21 protein-coding genes are annotated in these 16956 nt (G+C 61.0%); 1 reads left to right on the top strand and 20 read right to left on the bottom strand.

What is annotated here, in order from left to right; genetic code table 11:
- Position 1 precedes the first annotated feature (1 nt).
- From ACMGG8_RS15705 to ACMGG8_RS15665, 9 genes are all read right to left on the bottom strand, one after another.
- Positions 2–508 carry a phage baseplate assembly protein V gene (locus ACMGG8_RS15705; protein WP_414159889.1) on the bottom strand — a complete coding sequence of 169 codons (507 nt, stop codon included), beginning with the start codon at positions 506–508 and terminating at the stop codon, positions 2–4.
- The gene (locus ACMGG8_RS15700; RefSeq protein WP_110774636.1) at positions 505–1620 is read right to left on the bottom strand and encodes a phage baseplate assembly protein; all 1116 of its coding nucleotides are present in this window, start codon (positions 1618–1620) and stop codon (positions 505–507) included. Before ACMGG8_RS15700 ends, ACMGG8_RS15705 begins: the two co-directional genes overlap by 4 nt.
- A 3-nt stretch (positions 1621–1623) precedes the next feature.
- Positions 1624–2874, bottom strand: coding sequence for a DNA circularization protein (locus ACMGG8_RS15695; RefSeq protein WP_414159888.1), 1251 nt, complete (start codon positions 2872–2874; stop codon positions 1624–1626).
- Positions 2875–2878: 4 nt separating this feature from the next.
- The gene (locus ACMGG8_RS15690) at positions 2879–4930 is read right to left on the bottom strand and encodes a phage tail tape measure protein (RefSeq protein WP_414159887.1); all 2052 of its coding nucleotides are present in this window, start codon (positions 4928–4930) and stop codon (positions 2879–2881) included.
- A 130-nt stretch (positions 4931–5060) separates the two neighbouring features.
- On the bottom strand, positions 5061–5357 hold the full coding sequence (locus ACMGG8_RS15685; RefSeq protein WP_250329176.1) for a phage tail assembly protein: 297 nt from the start codon (positions 5355–5357) through the stop codon (positions 5061–5063).
- Entirely contained in the window at positions 5354–5701 is a 348-nt protein-coding gene (locus tag ACMGG8_RS15680; protein WP_077934303.1) for a phage tail tube protein, read from the bottom strand. Before ACMGG8_RS15680 ends, ACMGG8_RS15685 begins: the two co-directional genes overlap by 4 nt.
- Positions 5702–5758: 57 nt before the next feature.
- Positions 5759–7255 carry a phage tail sheath subtilisin-like domain-containing protein gene (locus ACMGG8_RS15675; protein ID WP_025128906.1) on the bottom strand — a complete coding sequence of 499 codons (1497 nt, stop codon included), beginning with the start codon at positions 7253–7255 and terminating at the stop codon, positions 5759–5761.
- Positions 7255–7455: a DUF2635 domain-containing protein gene (locus ACMGG8_RS15670; RefSeq protein WP_414159886.1), complete on the bottom strand. Its 201-nt coding sequence runs from the start codon at positions 7453–7455 to the stop codon at positions 7255–7257. The genes ACMGG8_RS15675 and ACMGG8_RS15670 overlap by 1 nt, the downstream gene beginning before the upstream one ends.
- Positions 7452–8042 carry a hypothetical protein gene (locus ACMGG8_RS15665; RefSeq protein WP_414159885.1) on the bottom strand — a complete coding sequence of 197 codons (591 nt, stop codon included), beginning with the start codon at positions 8040–8042 and terminating at the stop codon, positions 7452–7454. The genes ACMGG8_RS15670 and ACMGG8_RS15665 overlap by 4 nt, the downstream gene beginning before the upstream one ends.
- A 92-nt stretch (positions 8043–8134) precedes the next feature.
- On the opposite strand from ACMGG8_RS15665, the gene ACMGG8_RS15660 reads away from it, so the two are divergent.
- Positions 8135–8329 (top strand): hypothetical protein, encoded by a 195-nt coding sequence (locus ACMGG8_RS15660; protein ID WP_414159884.1) that lies wholly within the window; start codon positions 8135–8137, stop codon positions 8327–8329.
- Between the two features lie 66 nt (positions 8330–8395).
- Here the strand turns inward: ACMGG8_RS15660 and ACMGG8_RS15655 are convergent, their stop codons facing one another.
- The 11 genes from ACMGG8_RS15655 to ACMGG8_RS15605 all read right to left on the bottom strand — a co-directional run bounded on the left by ACMGG8_RS15655 (position 8396) and on the right by ACMGG8_RS15605 (position 16913).
- Entirely contained in the window at positions 8396–8707 is a 312-nt protein-coding gene (locus ACMGG8_RS15655) for a hypothetical protein (RefSeq protein WP_232888030.1), read from the bottom strand.
- Between the two features lie 167 nt (positions 8708–8874).
- Positions 8875–9396 carry a hypothetical protein gene (locus ACMGG8_RS15650; RefSeq protein ID WP_414159883.1) on the bottom strand — a complete coding sequence of 174 codons (522 nt, stop codon included), beginning with the start codon at positions 9394–9396 and terminating at the stop codon, positions 8875–8877.
- Positions 9389–9751, bottom strand: a complete 363-nt coding sequence (locus tag ACMGG8_RS15645; protein ID WP_414159882.1) for a head-tail adaptor protein — start codon at positions 9749–9751, stop codon at positions 9389–9391. The genes ACMGG8_RS15650 and ACMGG8_RS15645 overlap by 8 nt, the downstream gene beginning before the upstream one ends.
- Before the next feature lies 1 nt (position 9752).
- On the bottom strand, positions 9753–10340 hold the full coding sequence (locus ACMGG8_RS15640; RefSeq protein WP_414159881.1) for a hypothetical protein: 588 nt from the start codon (positions 10338–10340) through the stop codon (positions 9753–9755).
- 2 nt (positions 10341–10342) lie between these two features.
- Positions 10343–10690: a hypothetical protein gene (locus ACMGG8_RS15635; protein ID WP_414159880.1), complete on the bottom strand. Its 348-nt coding sequence runs from the start codon at positions 10688–10690 to the stop codon at positions 10343–10345.
- Positions 10691–10744: 54 nt separating this feature from the next.
- Positions 10745–12064: a phage major capsid protein gene (locus ACMGG8_RS15630; RefSeq protein ID WP_414159879.1), complete on the bottom strand. Its 1320-nt coding sequence runs from the start codon at positions 12062–12064 to the stop codon at positions 10745–10747.
- An 81-nt stretch (positions 12065–12145) separates the two neighbouring features.
- The gene (locus tag ACMGG8_RS15625; RefSeq protein ID WP_414159878.1) at positions 12146–13129 is read right to left on the bottom strand and encodes a S49 family peptidase; all 984 of its coding nucleotides are present in this window, start codon (positions 13127–13129) and stop codon (positions 12146–12148) included.
- Positions 13126–14397, bottom strand: a complete 1272-nt coding sequence (locus tag ACMGG8_RS15620; protein WP_123473523.1) for a phage portal protein — start codon at positions 14395–14397, stop codon at positions 13126–13128. Before ACMGG8_RS15620 ends, ACMGG8_RS15625 begins: the two co-directional genes overlap by 4 nt.
- A 2-nt stretch (positions 14398–14399) precedes the next feature.
- Positions 14400–14588 (bottom strand): hypothetical protein, encoded by a 189-nt coding sequence (locus tag ACMGG8_RS15615; RefSeq protein ID WP_102879060.1) that lies wholly within the window; start codon positions 14586–14588, stop codon positions 14400–14402.
- Positions 14585–16294 carry a terminase large subunit gene (locus ACMGG8_RS15610; RefSeq protein WP_414159877.1) on the bottom strand — a complete coding sequence of 570 codons (1710 nt, stop codon included), beginning with the start codon at positions 16292–16294 and terminating at the stop codon, positions 14585–14587. The genes ACMGG8_RS15615 and ACMGG8_RS15610 overlap by 4 nt, the downstream gene beginning before the upstream one ends.
- 88 nt (positions 16295–16382) lie before the next feature.
- Positions 16383–16913, bottom strand: a complete 531-nt coding sequence (locus ACMGG8_RS15605; protein WP_102879058.1) for a P27 family phage terminase small subunit — start codon at positions 16911–16913, stop codon at positions 16383–16385.
- Positions 16914–16956 lie beyond the last annotated feature (43 nt).

The raw sequence follows: 16956 nt of genomic DNA, 5'->3' as shown, positions 1-16956 counted from the left end.
GTCAGCCCCCTGGAACAGGCGCGGTGGTCTGGCCTGGGCCCGCCATGACGCCGCCGTGAACGTGATTGATCTGGCTGACCCCGCCGGCAATCTGGTCACCCTGTGAAACGATCTTCCCTGTCTGGGTGAGCAGCGGCGTATCGATGTTCACGGCGCTACTGGCGGTGATGTTCAGCGTCTCGGTGGCCACCTCGATCACCCGCCCGCGCTTGAGGTGTACCTTGTCGCCTTCGTCGCTGTAGATGGCGACCTCGCCGGGCTTCAACTCCTGCACCCGGTAGCGACGATCCGAGGCCACCAACACCACCCCATGGGACCGATCCCCACCCAGGAACGCGGTCAACACCTCAGCGCCCGCCAGCGGGTTACTGGTGAGGCCATAGGGTTCGAAGTGTTCAACCTTGTCCTTCACCTCTCCAGCCGTCAGCCGCACCTGCAGGGTTTGCAGCTTCTTCGCCGCGTCGGCCAGAACCACCGTGCCGCGGGCAAACATCTTCATCAGGCTCATTTTTTAGGCTCATAGTCAGCAGGAATCAGGTATTCGAAGTTGTCGCCCTTGCCGCCCTTCTTCAGCTTGCGGTTCTTGTGGGAGTCGTCCGGCTCGGGCTCGAAACCATCCGGCGGGCCGACCAGCATTTTCGTGGTCATGCCCTGGTCGCTCAGGCTGTAGGTGATCTCGGCGATCAGCATGTCACGGTCGAAGCCAATGATCGGATCCACAACACGGACGATCATGTTGTGCTTCCACAACTGGCCGTTCGACTGCCGCCAGCCCTGCACCGTGTAGGTCGCGGAGAGCGCCTTGCCCATCCGCGTGCTGCGCTCCCAGTTGGCCCGGGCCTGGGCCAGCTCCTGGGTGACCTGCCCCGACTCCTGAATGATCTTCACGCGCCGTCGGGTCGTTCGTTCGTCCGTGACCTTGGCCGACACCTCCGCCGCGGCTTCACCGAACTCTTCATCGGTGCCGGTCTTTTGCCCCAGCACCTGGTACTCCGAATACACCCCAGAGAAGTCGAGCGGAGCATCGCCGGCTTTGATGTTCCGCCCCACGGCCAGGGCATCGAAGGCCCGCCCCTCGCTGCCCGGTTTCGCGAGCACCGCCATACCGCGGGCGTCATCGGTGGAGAACACCCGGAACAGCGTCAACAGCCGGTCAATGGACTCAAACGCCGACTCGCCAGGCTCGATGGTGTGGTCGGACAGCTTCGAGCTTTCGGGGATCTCGCTGCGCACGGCGATCTTGTAGGGCGCGGCCAGCGCCTTGACGATCGACAGCACGCCCTGGCTATTCCACTGCCCCGGCTTGTTCACCGCGGCGCAGTCCACCAGATCCGCCGGCAGCGACCGCCCGGTGACCGACCGAGTGATCTGCTTGTCGTCATAGCTGATCGGCGTACCGAACACCCAGCCGGTTAGCACCAGGTCATCACCGATGCTCACCTGACACTTTGCACCCTGTTTGATCGGCACCTCGATCTTCTGATCGCCCCACTTCCAGGTAATACCCAGGTTGAAGTCCCGGGCCTGGCGCTCCAGCCCTGCCGAGATTTCCACTGATTTCCAGCCGCTGTAATCCACACCGTCAACCGTGAGGCTGACGACGTTCTGTGTATCGAGCATGGGTTACTCCCGTGCGATCTTGAGCGGGACCGGCGGCACAAAGCCGGGGTGTTGAATGCGGTTGCGCTGCACCACCTCCCCGGCCCGCGTGGCGTCGCCGAAGCGCCGATACGCCAGCACCAGGGCCGGCAGCGCTTCGGCGGGGGTGATCTCCACCAGGCGCACGCCAGACTGGGCTACGGCGGTCAGGTGCTTCACCAGCGTCTGGCGTAGGTTGGTCAGGGCCTGATAGTGCTGCGGGGCCGCCTTGAGGGAGGCTTCATAGATCGCCTCGCTCAGGCTGTCCCGCAGCTCAATGACATCATCCGCCACGGGCACCTCGGGCCGTTCAACTGGCTGCACAGCCTGCTGATCAACCGATGGGGTGGAGTCGTTCGATACCGGCTGACTCGCCACCGGCATCTCGCTGACGATCAGCGCCACCTGCACCAGCAGCGCGTCCTGCACCAGATCAGCCGTAGCCTGTGCGGCTGCGTTTGTGTCAGCCCCTGCGGCCTGGCTCACCGTGTTGATGCCCGCCACCGCTTCGCTGTGCTGCGTCGCCGAAGCAATGGAACCGCGATAACTTGATCCAGGGCTTGAGAAGTCCAGACCGGTGAAGTCGCTGAAGTAGCTGGAGAACAGCGCCCCCAGCGCTCCGGGCGAATTGATCAGCGACTGCACAAAACCACTGAGGCTCGTGAACAACCCTACCAGCGGCGCGAACTGCTGCTGAATCACGCTGTAAACGCTCGACAAACTATTGCGCAAACCGATGATGCCCAGACGAGCCTGGTCAACTTTCGCCATCGCCGCCTTGTACCGGGCCAGCGCGGAGTCCAGCAGACCTTCCGACGACTTGACCACCTGCTGCTGGGTGTTGACCCGGGCCACCGGGAATTGCAGCGGCTTATCCGGATAAAACACCACGTCGAAGGCGACCAGGCCGCCCTCGCGCCGGCTGTGGTTCATCTCACATTCGCCGGCCTTGACCTGCATTCGCCCGAGCCAGGGGTGCACCAGCTCGCCAGCGCCCCGGGTCTGGACTGCCTCAAGAAACTTATCCCGCCGCTCAAAACAGTCGTCACCGATGATCCACACCGTCAGGGCGTGAACCTGCGACTGCCGGCCCAACTGTTCAAAGTACGGATCATCCCGCTGTGGGAATTCATGCAACTGGCCTTTCATGCCCACCGGCACCGCGGCCCGGTCAACCAGAAAGCTAATGCCCCTGAATGACGCCGGCAGCAGTTCGTCGCGCCATGTCCTTTCCATTCTGCTACCTCTCTGCACCGACAGTGCGCCGCCCAACGTTCGGCTTGATGTTCAGGCCGCGCTGGTTGGTCTTCGACTCTTCGACCGTGGATCCGGGCGGTGCCCCGTTGAGGTTGATATCGATCTGGCCCTTCAGGCTTTGGGCGTTGGCTGCGGCAGTCTGCTGCAGCAGGCTACCCGGTGGCGGAACCTGGCCCGGCGCCCGCAACAGATCGCCGGCACTGGCCCCGCCCTGGGTCTTGTTCAAGAACGATTGCCGCTCTTGCATGACCTTCGCAGCGTCCGAGCGCAGGAAGTCACCGGTACCGCCGCCCTCCCCTGCATTGCGCTTGCGCTGTTCCTCAGCGAAGGCGTTGGCCTTATCGGTCGCGGTCTTGATGATTCCGTCGCCACCCTCCCCGGCGCCCATGAAGTTGAGGATTGGCTCAATGATGGGTTTGATTTTTTCCCACAACCCCTTGAACCAAGCGGTGATCGGCTCCCAGTTCTGGATGATGATTCCCAACGGGGACCAGTCGAACATGTGCTTTATGAAATCCCAGGCAGGACCCGAGATCGCAACCAACACCCCCCAGATGGCCTTGAAGAACTCGGTCAGCGGCCCCCAGTTTTCGATCACCAAGCCAAGCGGAGTGAAGGCGAAGGCTTGTTTAAACCAGCCCCACAACACCATGGCCGGGCCTTTGATCTTTTCCCACAGCGCCTGGAAATACGGCCCGACGGTGGACCAATTGGCGATCAACAACCCCGCTGCCAACGCAATCCCCCTCACGATCAGTCCCACGGGAGACATGGACGTAACGGCACCAAAGACCTTCATAGCGACCGTACTGGCCAACACCGCCAAGCGAAGGACACCAAAGGCAATACCCGCCCCGAGAACGCCCTTGATCACCTCGGGATGTTCCGCCGCCAGGGCGGACACCTGGGAAATCAGCGGGCCTATCACTTTCAAAGTATCGTTGAGCGGCGGCACCAACGCGCCACCGATCTCAATACCCAACCGGGTAGCGCGGTTCTGCAACTGAATGAGCGCGTTTTCAGTAGTCGCCGCCCTTGTCTTGAACTCCTGCTCCATCGATTTCGCATAGATCTTCGAATCCCCGACGGCAGCAAAGTTGACCTTGAGAATGTCGAGACTGGTGAGCAACTGAGAGATCGGCCGAATCGACTCTTTACCGAACAGTTGAGTAAGTAGGCCCGCCTGCTTTGAAGGATCGACCTTGGCAATGCGGTCCAGAACGTCTTCGATAGTGCCCTGTGCATCTTTCTGCATACCTTTGGCAAGTGCCTTGGTATCAAGCCGCAACGCCTTAAACGCTTGCTGCTGTTGCTTTGTCGCAGCCGCTCCGGCCGTCAAAGTCAACATGAAGTTCTGCAAGCCTGTACCAGCAACGTCCTGAGATACACCTACCTTGTCGAGCGTCGCCGCCATAGCCGCAACTTGCCCAGCGGCTAAACCGGCAACACCACCCAACGCACCGACAGAGGTAACAATATTGGCGACCGTACTAGCCTTGGCACCAGTATTGCCCAGGTAGTTAACCTGATCCGCCAGAGCAACAACCTCGGTCTGGTTCATCTTGAAGGCAGCTCGCCACTTAGCCATCATTTCGCCCGATTGCTCAGCGGTTTGATCAAACGCGATCCCCATCTTCACTGCATCGGCCGCGAACGCCATCAGTTCCGCACGCGGGATCTTCGACTGACCACCTGCAGCAACAATGGCAGCAATACCATCAGCAGCCATTGGCAACTGTTCAGACAGGTCAAGCACATCCTTAGTCATCTGCTTGAACTGCTCAGGTGTATCGAAGTCAACAACCTTGTTGACGTCGGCCATAGCTGACTCAAGCTTGATCGCGGCCCTGGCGCCTGCGATAAAAGGGGCAGCGAAAGCGCCACCCTGCAACAAGTCCTGAAAGCCAATCTTGCCCAGGCCGGAGCTTTCCATCTGTTTGCGAAAGCCCGCGACGTTCTTTTTGATCCCGGTGAGCGTCGGTGACAGCTTGTCAACGCCCGTGATCAACGCCTTGAGCTGGAACTTGTCACCCATCACTGCACCTGCTGGGATTGGTTTATCCGCTGGGCGTGGCTCAGCGATTCAAGAATGAGATCCAGGGGCCTGGCCATCATCTGTTCGGGGTCGATCTTCCAGAACCAGGCCAGGTCGTAGGCCAGCGCGATCAGGTCGTCGATGGCGCGGACGCCGCAGTCATGAAAAAACTGGCCACCGCCCAGCTCAAAGCGTTCAGATCGACCAGATCCAACTGATTGACCGACGAAGGCGGAATGCCTGCGCACACCGCGATGTATTTGGCGGCGACATCCATGTCGAGGCCGACCTCTTCGGCTTTGTCGATCTTGTAGGGCAGCGCCTTGATGGCCCGCACCTCCTGTACCGTCGGGCGGCGCAGAGTCAGCTCTGCCAGCGTTTCACCGTGCGCCTCAATCGGCACCTGCAGCTTGATTGGTTGACTCATTGCCAGGTCCCCTTGATGCCGTTGAATTCGAATTCGGCGGTACCGTCATCGCCCTTGTAGGAGGGCTCCCCCACCAGATAGGCCCCTGCCAGCACGAACACCTTGCCGTTCTTGAACTCGCAGGTGACCGTCATGTCTCGCCCGTTGACGATCTTCTTGAAGTCCAGATCCGGGGACAGGATCGCTGTCATCTTCAGGTACGGCGGCAGGTCTTCTTCCTTGTAGAAACCCGTCGCGACCGTCTCTCGCTTCACCGTCATCAACGGAGCCTCAGCCCCGCCAGTGATGGTGAGCTGCGCACCGTCGACTTTGACGTAGGCGGTACCCGCCACTAATTGACCCATGGTCTTCTCCCGAATGAAAAAGCCCGCTCATGGCGGGCTGTAGGTGCAATGACTGCGTTACGCCGCCGCGTCGTACTGCAGGCGGAACTGATTGAGCAGCGCAAAGATGCGCAGGCCGTTGATGTAGTCCGGCGGGAACAGAACGTTTACGCGGCTCGGGTCACGCGAATCACGCTCGACCACCAGGTGCTCGGCAAACAGCTCGGCGTTTTCCACGTGCCCTTCCAGCTCCAGCTTGGCGTACTGGGCAATCAGCTCACCGCGGATAGTGCTCGGCGTGACAATCGGCTGGCCGGCGCCAAACCGGGTACCGTCGTTCGCCAGCTTGTGGCGCCCATACTTACTGGTGATCACGCTTTGCATCCGGCGGATGATGAACGCCGACTGGTGCATGGTTTCGCTGTCCAGGTAGGAGTTATCCGCCTGGCCGTAGGCGTTCTTCTGGTAGGTGGTGATCGAACGCTGAATACGGACATAGCCCCCCTCGTAGTACGCCGTAGCGATCCCATAGCTCAGCAGCGACTGACGCTCAGTGAGGGTGAAACGCTCACTGGCCGGGGCCGGATCCAGGCCCGGCAGCGACCCGCTTTGCGTGGGGCGGCTGGCATCGGCGGAAATGAAGACTGACGTCCGTGCCGCCAGGGCCGCGGCCTGGACCCACACCGGCTGTGGCACACCGTTTTCCAGGGCCTGAATGGTGATGTGCTGATCGTTGCGCGCCTGGCCGGCTGCCACCAGGGTGCCGACGGTGCCCCGCTTCGCGCTGTATACGTGACCAAACAACTGCTTGGCCCAGCTCCAGCGCCCCACGTTGTCATCCATGACCGCCTGCCACTGGTTCAGCGTGGTGGTGTCGGACCAGGGCACACAGATAAATTCGAAGGGTTCATCACCCAACGCGGCAATGGCGTCTACCTGATCCGGAACGCCCGCGCCGCCCAGCATCTGGGTCAGCTCAACGGTCAACCCCGCCGGGGTAAACTCGCCATTGGTCTTGCCCAGGCGGTTCAGGACGATGCCGATATCGTTGCCGCTCTCGCCCGACCATTTACAGGTCAGCGTCACGACGCCGGCAGCAGCGCTGGCAGTCACTGGCAGATCGGCGGCGGCATTGATTTTTACCGCGAGTGCCGAGGCGGCCACCGCGGCAGTTGCTGCCGCTGTGACGGTGGCCTGAACACGAACACCGCCTACATACAGACTCAACAGACCGGCCTCGGTGGCAGTGCCGGACAGAGTGACCTTGGCCGCTGCCTTGACCCCCTCGGTGCTCAGCAGCGGCAAACACCAGATCTCGCCAATGGGATCTGCCTTGCGCCAGGTGTCGTACATCGCGGCGAGCATCGAACCCTGGCCGCCGATGCTTTTCGCCAATGCCACGCTGGGCACCAGCACCAACTTGCCGGCACCTTCGCTGGGTGCGTTGTCGTTCACCTGGGCAACGATCAAGCGGCGCATGGCCGAAGCGGCGGTGTTTGCTGCGGAGTTGTCCATTTCCGCATAGAACAGCGGAACGCGGATATCCGCGGGGATGTTGCTGAATCCGATAGCCATTACTTCGGCCCCTCTTGATTCGCCGCGGCGACGGCCTTGGCGGGTTTGGTTGGCTTGAGCGTTACGTCGCCATCCAAAAAGCGACGTCGCCACCAGGCGTTATCCGGAACTTCCCGCCCCTCAGCCGGCAACAGATCACCGGCTTCTGGGTCAGGCACTGCGCGGCCCGAGGCCGGTACCACTGTAATGCGCTGGGTCATGGTGTTGCGTCTCCTGAAAATTTGACTTCGATGCGCCCATCCGGGCCGGGCCGCTTCAGGTTCGGATCCGCCGGATCGATGCAGTCCATGTTGAAAGTCGCCCCCTCAAACGGCACCAGGCCATCCGCTGCCAGCTCGACCCAGGTTTCGCCAGGCTCTTGGGGAAGGTTGCGGCCAAGCTGGAAGGACGCGACGAAGGTCATCTGATACACGACCCGAGCGCGGCTGATGTGGAGCAAGGCGCCCTTGCCGTACTCCAGGGGCGTGTACTCGGGCGCCGGCTTCCAGCCAATCAGCGAACGCCACAACTCGGCCCTGATGTCGTGCAACAGGTCGTTGGCTTCCTGCCCTCGTTCGTCCGTGGCCTCAAGAACGACAACAACAGCGAACTGGTCCGTGATCCGCTGAACCACGGTGTTCTGTGCCTCGTTGTCATCCGCCGCATCGGCGGAAGCGATCACGTAGGCGGCAGGCAAATCCAACTTGGCGCTTTCCGCCACAGCATCCCAATCAATGCCGCCCGTGACCCGATGGGCAAAGGTCGGACAGGTCGCCCGCAACTGGGCAACAACAGGGTTTAATTTCATGTGGGATATTCCAGGCATAAAAAAACCCCGCATTTGCGAGGTTTTCAGATGTTCATTTAACCGAACTTAGAGGCGAGTCGATCAACCGCTCCATGCGTGACCTGAACCGCGACTCTCGGGGCTTTTCCTGCGAGATGTTCCGGGCCAATGCCCTGTTCAGTCTGGATCACAAGATGACCAGGCCCAAGCCGAAACGGGAATCTCTTTTCGCGGGCTACACGGTGATAAAGGACATCTTTCGCCTGGACGAGTCCGAGTTACCTATCGATCACGGCGTGCCCATCTAGGCAGTTATCCGGGCTATCCAAGGCCTGCGGTAAATTGCTGGTGGGGATTCCCCACCAGCCTCAGATTCACGCCATCAGCGCATTGAGCTCTTTCGTCAGCTCAGCCATGGCCTCAACCTTGGTCATAGTCTTCCACTTCCAGTAGCTGCCTCGATCAATTGCCGACACCTGCTGATTGGTGAGGCAATCGTAGAAATACTGCACGTCAGCGACCAAGGCGCTGGTTTCTGCCGGCGGAACCAGCTTGAAATCCATGTTGATGTTAGTGACGACATGATTCAGATCCAAGCCACCTGCTTGGCTCTCCAGAGCAATGCAGTAATTGGCGATATGCATTTTTGCCAAGTTCAGGCGCTGGCCTTCGATTTTTCCAAACACGGGCATTTCCTCACAGATTGTCGGGATACAGCCCGTTTGAGATGGGGGCTAGGCGCTCCGATTCAAGGCTCGCATCAACACAAACCCTTAATTGAGAACTGCTGGCACTCCCATCGCCCTATCAACAACCTTTTCCGAATGCCCAAAAACTGCAGCTCGCAGCCCTACTACCGCAAGGCATCAGCGAAGGCTGCCGAGAGGATCCCCCTCACATCAGAACTTGAATCCTGCAGCGCATCAGCCATGTAGTTGTCACGCGGCTTGATACGCCACTCACCCGCTGCACGCTCTGCCAGAGCCGCCGCACGCGCGCCAACAGCTCGCCGGTTGGACTTGCCCTTGCCCTTTCCTGGCGCCAGCTTGCCCAGGCGCCTGCCGCGCTTCACCCCGTAGTGCAGGTAGGCCGGGTAAAACTCAGCCATGGCCGCAGTTTTCCGAGGCGCAATCTTCACCAGGAAGCCGGAGCGGGACACCTTGAAAGAAATCGACTCCAAGGTCGCCCCGGTACGATTGACCGGGTAGCCTTCCTGGCCCTTTCCTAGGGCGAGGTTCATCTGCGCCCGCTGGGTGACCAACCGGCCAACCTTGCGCATCCCGGAGCGGATCGCCTTCTTATCGAAGGCATCGCGCTGGAATTCGTCGAAGCCCTCGAAGTGCAAGTAGCCATCAACTGAAGCCGAGTTAGACATAGATGTTGCCTCCTGCCTGAGCCTCGCCCAGTTCCTCCACCTGCAGCAGCGTAAAGCGATGGCTGCCATTCATATCGGCACTGCGCTTGACCCGGTAGAGAGTGCTGCCGTGCACCACCTCGTGGTCACTGGTGATCCCCTTTAGGAACCGCAGGGTTATCCAGTGGGTAAATTTATTGTCGGTCTGGATGCCATCGACATACACACCCGTCCCTGCCGGAACGATCATCGCCCAGCGCCATTTGCTTTCAGAGAAAACAGAGTCGAGTCCAATATTTTCGGCGGGCAAATCCGACCGGCGACGGACTCGCACACGCCGATTCAGCTCGCCCGCCCCGGGTTCGCGTAAGGCCATATCAGATCCTCGGCGGAACGGTGATACCCGCCAGCAAGGTCAACAGGTAACGGTCTGGCAACTCGTTGAGGGTTTGCCCAAGTACCAGCAACTCGCGATGCCGGTAAGCCCAGGCGGCGGCCAGGAGTAGATAGTGCCGCACAGAGGGGTGGTCCTCGATCTCGATGCCCGCCTGATAGGTGACCATCAATCCTTGAGGGCAGCTACCCACCACATCCCGCCACGGCAGGCCCTGCTGGGTGTAAACCAACGACTCCTTACCACCGTTGACCAGGTAGGCCGCAGCAGGATCAAGCAACGCCGCCCCCGCCGTGGCACCAAGGGCAATACTCTGCAACTCGAAAGCCTGGCCCTTGGTGGCAGCAAAAGCACTGCCTGCAGGGACTTTCGGCAGATGGTCGCGATACTGCCCCTTGCGGATCGCTGCACCGGTTGCCTCCTCTGCCAGTCCACGGGCCGCAGGGATAACAATCCGTTCGATCAGATCACGCTCGGCGGTGTCATCGTCGTCGGGATCCAGCCGGCACTGAGCGACCACATCGTCATACGTCAGCGGCTCCGGCCCGGTGTAGCTGATCAGCAGGGCCATGACTAGGGCTTCTCATCGTCGGCAGACTCATCCTTCTCAGGATGAGCATCGCCAGCGTTGTCAGCCCCGCCTGCCCCCTCAGTACCAGACTCTGCACCGGGGGCTGGTGAGTCGGGAGCGCCTTCAAGCTTGTCCTTGGTCTGAGGCTTGGACTTCGCCGGGGCTTTGGCCCGAGTAGAAGACTTGCCACTGGTGGCGGGCGACCGACCCTCCGCGCCGGTATATTCCTCTGCAAAACCGCCCTGAATCAGCCCCTCGGCAGTCTCTTCATTGAAGCCGGCAATTTCGCCTGGGGCGTAGCCGCGCCAAGCCTTGATGAACAACACGATGATTAATGCTGCAACGGACATCAGCTGAACCTCTAATCGGGAAAAGGGTTGGCCCGGCACGCCGGGCCGAGAGGGTTAAAGGGTGCTGCCCCATTTGACCTTGGTCATGACCGCTACCGACTCGACATGACGCGGGCCGAAGTCGTGCTTGGCAATCACCCGCACCAGGGTCTGATCCCGCTGGAAGGCGCTCACCAGGTTGCCGCCGGCATCCTTGTAGGTAGCCTCCTTGCTGAAGTCGATGACCATCGCGTCATCCTCACCAATGAAGCAGTCGGCGAAGTCAGCAAAATGGATTTCCGACTCATCACCGCCAGCCCCCAGGTTGATCGGCACTTGAGTGGTAGTCGCCACCGGGAAGCCCTTGAGCTTGCCTTCTTCCAGCTCCGGATAGGCTTTGGCACCCTTGCCGTCGTCACCTACACGCAGCGCCGACAGCCAGCGTTTGGTGCGAGGCGCCATCACAAAACCCGGCGCCAGCATGTTGGAGTTGGCGTTTTCCAGACGCAGGATCAGGGCGGAAAGCGCCAGCTCGACCGCAGCGAGGGTCTGATCAGTGGGTGCATCAAACACGTTGAAAGCAGGCGCCCAGAACCGCAGCCCTTTGGGCAGGTTGCCGGTGCCGGCACCTCGCAGGAAAGAGAGATCCTCGGCCAGGCCCACGGCGCTGGTCAGGTCGTTCACCACCAGGCGATCCACATTCGGGTTTACGCCCGAGTAGCTCAACAGGTCGTTGCTGATGGGCACCAACGCGGCCAGCTTTTTCGCCGACAGTTTGAGGTCATCGAACTGCATGCCGGAGGCCGGCATATCCTCTTCACTGCCGATATAGCCGACGATTGCGCCGCCCTTGATGCGCGGAATAGTCAGGCTGCCGTTCTGCAGCGGCAGCGAAACCGCACCCATGCTGCGCACCACCGACTTCGGCCGCAGCAGTTCAATCACCTCGCTGGAGAAGCCCTGCGGCACCAGTACACCGCCAGCCCCCGGAGTCACAGTGCTGAGGGCCATGGCGATTTCAGGGTTCATCCCGGAGTCGTGAGCCATCTTGGCCGCGGCGTGCTGATCGCCCCGAGTGGCGGCCAGTACCCGCACCATTTGCGCCATGTTGGCCCCAGGGACAGGCTTGGCTGCATAGGGGCCAGCGACACGGGGCGGCCCGTTGATGCCTTGAGCACCCTCCTCGACCGGTTTCGCACTGGCCGCGGCGGCACGTTCGGCCGACTCGGCGCGAGCGATCTTGTCGCCCAGGGCATTGAATTCGGCCCCGAGCTGAGTGAACTGAGCGAGCTGCTCGACAGACAGCGAACCACCGTCGGCTTCGATCTTGGCCAGCGCCTGGATCTCGCCGTTGAGCCGGGCGCGTTCGCTACGCAGTTGTGTGACTAAAGACATGCTGTTGCCTCCTGGGCAATAAAAAACCGCCGATTGGCGGTTGGGTATCACTGCCGCGAACGCGGTCAGAGTGAGCGAAACTCAAGCCTGGGCTTGGATTGCAAAGGCCGCGGCCTGTACGGCGATGCGTTGCCGCGCTTGGGCGACGGGCGAGCGCTGGGCACGGCTGAGCGCAACCGCACGGGCGATGCCATCCACCGTCATCTGCGGCGACTCCAGCCGATCCGCAAGCCCGACCTCGACAGCGGCCTGCCCCCAGTAACAAGCGGCCTCTGTGGCAATGACCTGGGCCACGTCGAGGTTGCGGTACTGGGCAACCGCCCCCGTGAACAGTTGATAGTTTTCCTGTACCACGGCATTGAGAAACGCCAGCGATTGCTCGCTCAGCGGCTCGTTGGGGTTCAGGTCGTTCTTGTGGGCGCCGGCATAAACCGTGGTCACTTTCACCCCAGCCCCTTCAAGCATTCGCGAGCGGTCCATGTGGCTGGCAATCACGCCAATCGAACCCACCCCCGAGGTCTGGCTCACAACCACCTCGGTGCAAGCCGCTGCGATGAAATAGGCCGCCGAGTACGCCGAGAAGTTGACCAGGCCCGTGATGGGTTTGATCAGACTGGCAGCGCGGATATCAGCGGCCAACTCGAAACAGCCCACCGCACTGCCGCCAGGGCTGTCGATGTCCAGCACGATGCGCTCGACCATAGGGTCGGCAACGGCTTGTTTGATCGAGGCGCTCAGCCCCTCGTAGCTGGTCATGGTTTCGCACACATTCAGGTGATTGGCGCGACTGACCAGAAAGCCGTGAACCGGAATCACCTCAACGCCAGTCTGAGCAACGGCTGAACGCCGCTGTTCTTCAAGCCGCTCGGCAGGACTCGGCCCGTCGTCATCGTCGTAGAAACCCAGCTTCGGGCGCGGATCTGCTCCAGCACCGGACAGGTTGAGGTTGACGATATTCAGGCTCATGGTTTGGTTGGCCCAGCGGACAGCCAGATCGAGCATGTCCGGGGTAATCAACAGCGGCTGATTGAACAGCAGACTGGCGGCGCGCAGATGTTGTTTCATGCGGCAAGCATCCTCACTATGTCGTCGCGCTGCTGTTCAAGCTGGGCACGGACGTCGGGGTTGTGCAGATTCGGCAGCCCGTGGGCCACGTCGGTCATGTTGAGTGGTTGCAGGTAGCTGTCACCGTTGGCCACTGGCGGCATGTTTTCCAGGCGGCGGATGTCATTGATCGACAGCCAGCCCCACTGGCGCCCCACTGCGTAGGAGTCGTAGCGACTCTTCTGGTCGCCGCGCAGCAGGCCGGACAGGTTGTGTTCAATGAAGTATTCGCGGCGCTCGGCAGGCAGCAGGAAGTCGCGCATCATCGCTTCCTCATGCCGCTTGACCCAGGGCAGCAAGGCGAAGATCACATACTGGATCAGCAACTGCTCCAGGCTGTTGTAGCTGGCCTTCTCCAGGTCGTTGATCATGTGCGGGGGTATCTTGTAGATCCGCGCCAGATCCGTACCTGTCACCTTGAGGATGCCCAGCAGCTCGGCATCGACGTTGTTCATGGACACCGGTTTGAAGGTCATCCCCTCCTGAAGCATCGCGACCTTTTTGGCGTTGTCGATGCCAGAGAACTTGCTCCCCCACTGATCAAGGATGTGATCAATTGCAGCCTGACTCTTGATGGCTACGGCCTCCTTGGGCCGCTCGATCACGCCGCTGACAGCCGTGCCGTTTTGGAAGGATTTGCCGGCGTACTGCCGTACTGCCTGGGCCAGCCCCACAGCATCGGCATGCAGCTCAATCGGCGACATGCCCGTGTAGTGGTTCTTGGTGTGCCAGCGAACATGGTGAATCAGTCGCATGGGCACCGGGTCCTGCGCCCCGACCCGGTAATACGGCATCAGGTCAGCCCCTTTCAGCACACTGACCTTATCGTTGTGTAGGGGGTAAAGCCCCTTCACCGATCCGTCGTCGTGCCGGTCAATGAAGCTATAGGCATTGCCCCGCAAACCCACCGCAAGCTGACTGCACTCCCGGTATTCATAAGGCGTCTGCCAGGGGTTGGGCTGGTAGCGCAGCACGTCATACAGCGGATGATTCAAGGCGGCTTCACGCTTGCCCTCCCCCATGCGCCGGTACATCTCCAGCGGCAGCTGCGCCACACTCTCGGCCAACAGCGTGACGCAGTTCTGCAGAACGGTAATCGCCAGCGCGCTCTCCGCGGTGACCTTCACCCCCGCCGCAGACCGGACAGAGCCAATGAGGCTGCTCCACAATCCGGCACCGTCATTGACAGTAAGCCCGTCACGGGGCCCCAGCAAATTGCTGAAGAACATGATCAGCCACCTCCGGGGGATTGTTTGTTGTGCAAGGCCGCGGCGGCCTTATCGGCAATGTAGGCCCAGACCAGCAGGCAGAGCCCGGCCGCGATGAACGCCGCCGGAATGTGGATCAACGCGATACCGGCAATGAACAGGCCGAAGCCCAACGCGCCAGCGAGCCAAGCGGCCCATGCGATAAGAGTCAAATGCTTACTCCTTCGTCGTAGATGGATTTACCCGAGGAAGCCACCGGGACCGACCCACTGATGCCCGTCGCCATGATGCTGGCGACAATGCCGTCAATGCGCCCGATGGCCTTGGACTTGTCCGCCTTGCGGTTGTTGGCCGGGTCGGCGGTGATGACCGCGTTGCTCGCGCACCAGGTCATGACCGGGTTGTCGTCGTGCCGGAGTGGCTCAACCAGATCGGCCACCGTGGCATCGCTGATCAACTCGGCGTCTTCGGCGTCCGGATCAAGCACAGGTGGCGCACGCTCGATGTTGCCCAGCAGACGCCGCTCGAACTCGTCCACCGCGGGGCCCATGTCCTTGTAGCCCTGACCAAAGGGCGCGATCTCCGGCAAGCAGATGTCATGTTCATCCATCAGTTGCTGGAGATCCTCGATACGCCAGCGGTCATAGGCGATCTTGCGCACGTCGAAGTAGCCGCAGATGGTCTGCAAGCGCCGCAGCACAAACAGCTTGCTGATGGCCTTGCCCGGCGTGGTTTCCAGCTCCTTGGCCTTGATCCAGGCCAGGTACGGCACCTTGTCGCGCTTCTCGCGATCAGCCAGCTGGAAATCTGGTATCCAGAAATACGGCAGCAACCGCCAGTGCGGATCCTCGTATGTCGGGAAGAACAGCAGCACAAAAGCCGTCAGGTCCGTGGTACTGGACAGGTCAAGTCCGCCCACACAAGGGCGGTTACGCAACACCGACATCCGCACCCGCTGCGCGGCCTGACTCCAGACGTCCCACGAGATCCACGGCGCAGAGGCTTGGGTCCACTCGCAGAAATTGAGCCGCCGGACCACCGCCTCTTTCGACGGCATACCGCGGGCTTCGGCGACCTGTTCACGCAAGTACTTGCGACCCGGGATGCCATCGACCTGACCGTCTAGGGCAAACTCCAGGCTTGGGTTCACCTTGGGCCAACAGCTTTCGTCCTTGAACGGATCGTCGCCCTTGTCCAGGCTGCAGATGAAGGCGAAGACACTGTCGTTGTCTTCCTTGCCCGCACAGATACGCGAGCCCAGTTCGTGGTGCTCCCAGCACACGCTGGTCTTGTCCGAGCCGCTGTTGGTGATCATCACGATCAGCGCCTGTTTCCGGTGCTTGGTACCAGCGCGCAGCATGTTGATGACCGTCGCGGTCTTGTGCTCGTGCACCTCATCCAGCAACCCGATGTGCGGACGCGGGCCGGATTGGCCATCGTCGGCACTGATCGGTTTGAAGAACGAACCCGCGTTCGGGTAGTACAGGTTCCAGACCTTGTCCCCGGTACCCGACCGATGCAGCCGAGCGTTGAGGTGCGGCGACATGTCGACCATCGACACCGCATCACGGAACAGGACCATGGCCTGATCCTTTTTCGTGGCTGCAGCGTAGATTTCAGCCCGGGCCTCACCGTCCGCAACCAACCCATACAGGCCGATGCCCGCCGCCAGGGGCGACTTGCCACTACCTTTGGCCGTCTCGATGTAGGCGATCCGAAAGCGCCGGTAGCCGTCCTCAGTCTTCCAGCCAAACAGGCTGCCCACGACGAAGGCTTGCCACGGGGCCAGGATGAAGGGCAGCCCTTCATACTCGCCGCCGTTGAGGCAGAGGACCTCCTCAAAAAAGCCGATGGCCCGATTGGCTGACTCCAAGTCGAAGACCAGGCCACGCTTGTGCCCGCTACGCAGGTCTCGCATGTGCCGGCGACAGGCATTGCGAACATCGGGGCCAGCAACGATTTGCTTGGCAATGACCGCCCGAGCGAACTCGGTGGCGCGGTCCAGATCAGCTGAAGTACTTGCTGGCGGCGTCTTTTGGCTCATTAGGGAACAGCTCACCTTGTGGCGCCGTGACTTTCAGATTGCGACGCGCCATAGGCGAGAATCCGAATTGCGCCCCGGCGGCGTTGGCACGTTTCTCGGCGTCGTTCGCCAACTGGCGCCAGATGGATATCTGCTTGGCTCCAGTGGCGAACGTTTGGATGTCGCCTTGTTCCAGGCCTGCGTGCTGGGCATTGACCTCTGCAATCCGGCGACGGAAGCCCTGCCAATCGGCGACGGCTTCGCAGTAACTGGCGAGCGCCATCATGTCGAGCTTGGTCACCAGCCCGAGGACCAGCAGGTCTGGAACCAGGCGTTCCCACTCGGCGACCGCACCATCAGAAAGGCAGTCGGGCATCGGCGGGGCCTGAACCGGAATCGCCGGGGATGTCAGGTCATCCATCAAGGCGCTGAAATTCTTCTTGCTCTTGTTGCCGTCCAACACATGCAGCACTGTCGGCTTGGGCGTCCGACCTGAATTGCCGTTTCCAGCCATGTGAACCTCCTTGAAAATCGGACCTTAACCCCCGAACCTCTTC

The sequence above is a fragment of the Pseudomonas sp. BNK-45 genome (assembly GCF_047456255.1).
GTDB lineage: Bacteria > Pseudomonadota > Gammaproteobacteria > Pseudomonadales > Pseudomonadaceae > Aquipseudomonas.
Note: the sequence above shows the minus strand (reverse complement) of the source record. Positions and strands in the feature narration are given on the sequence as shown.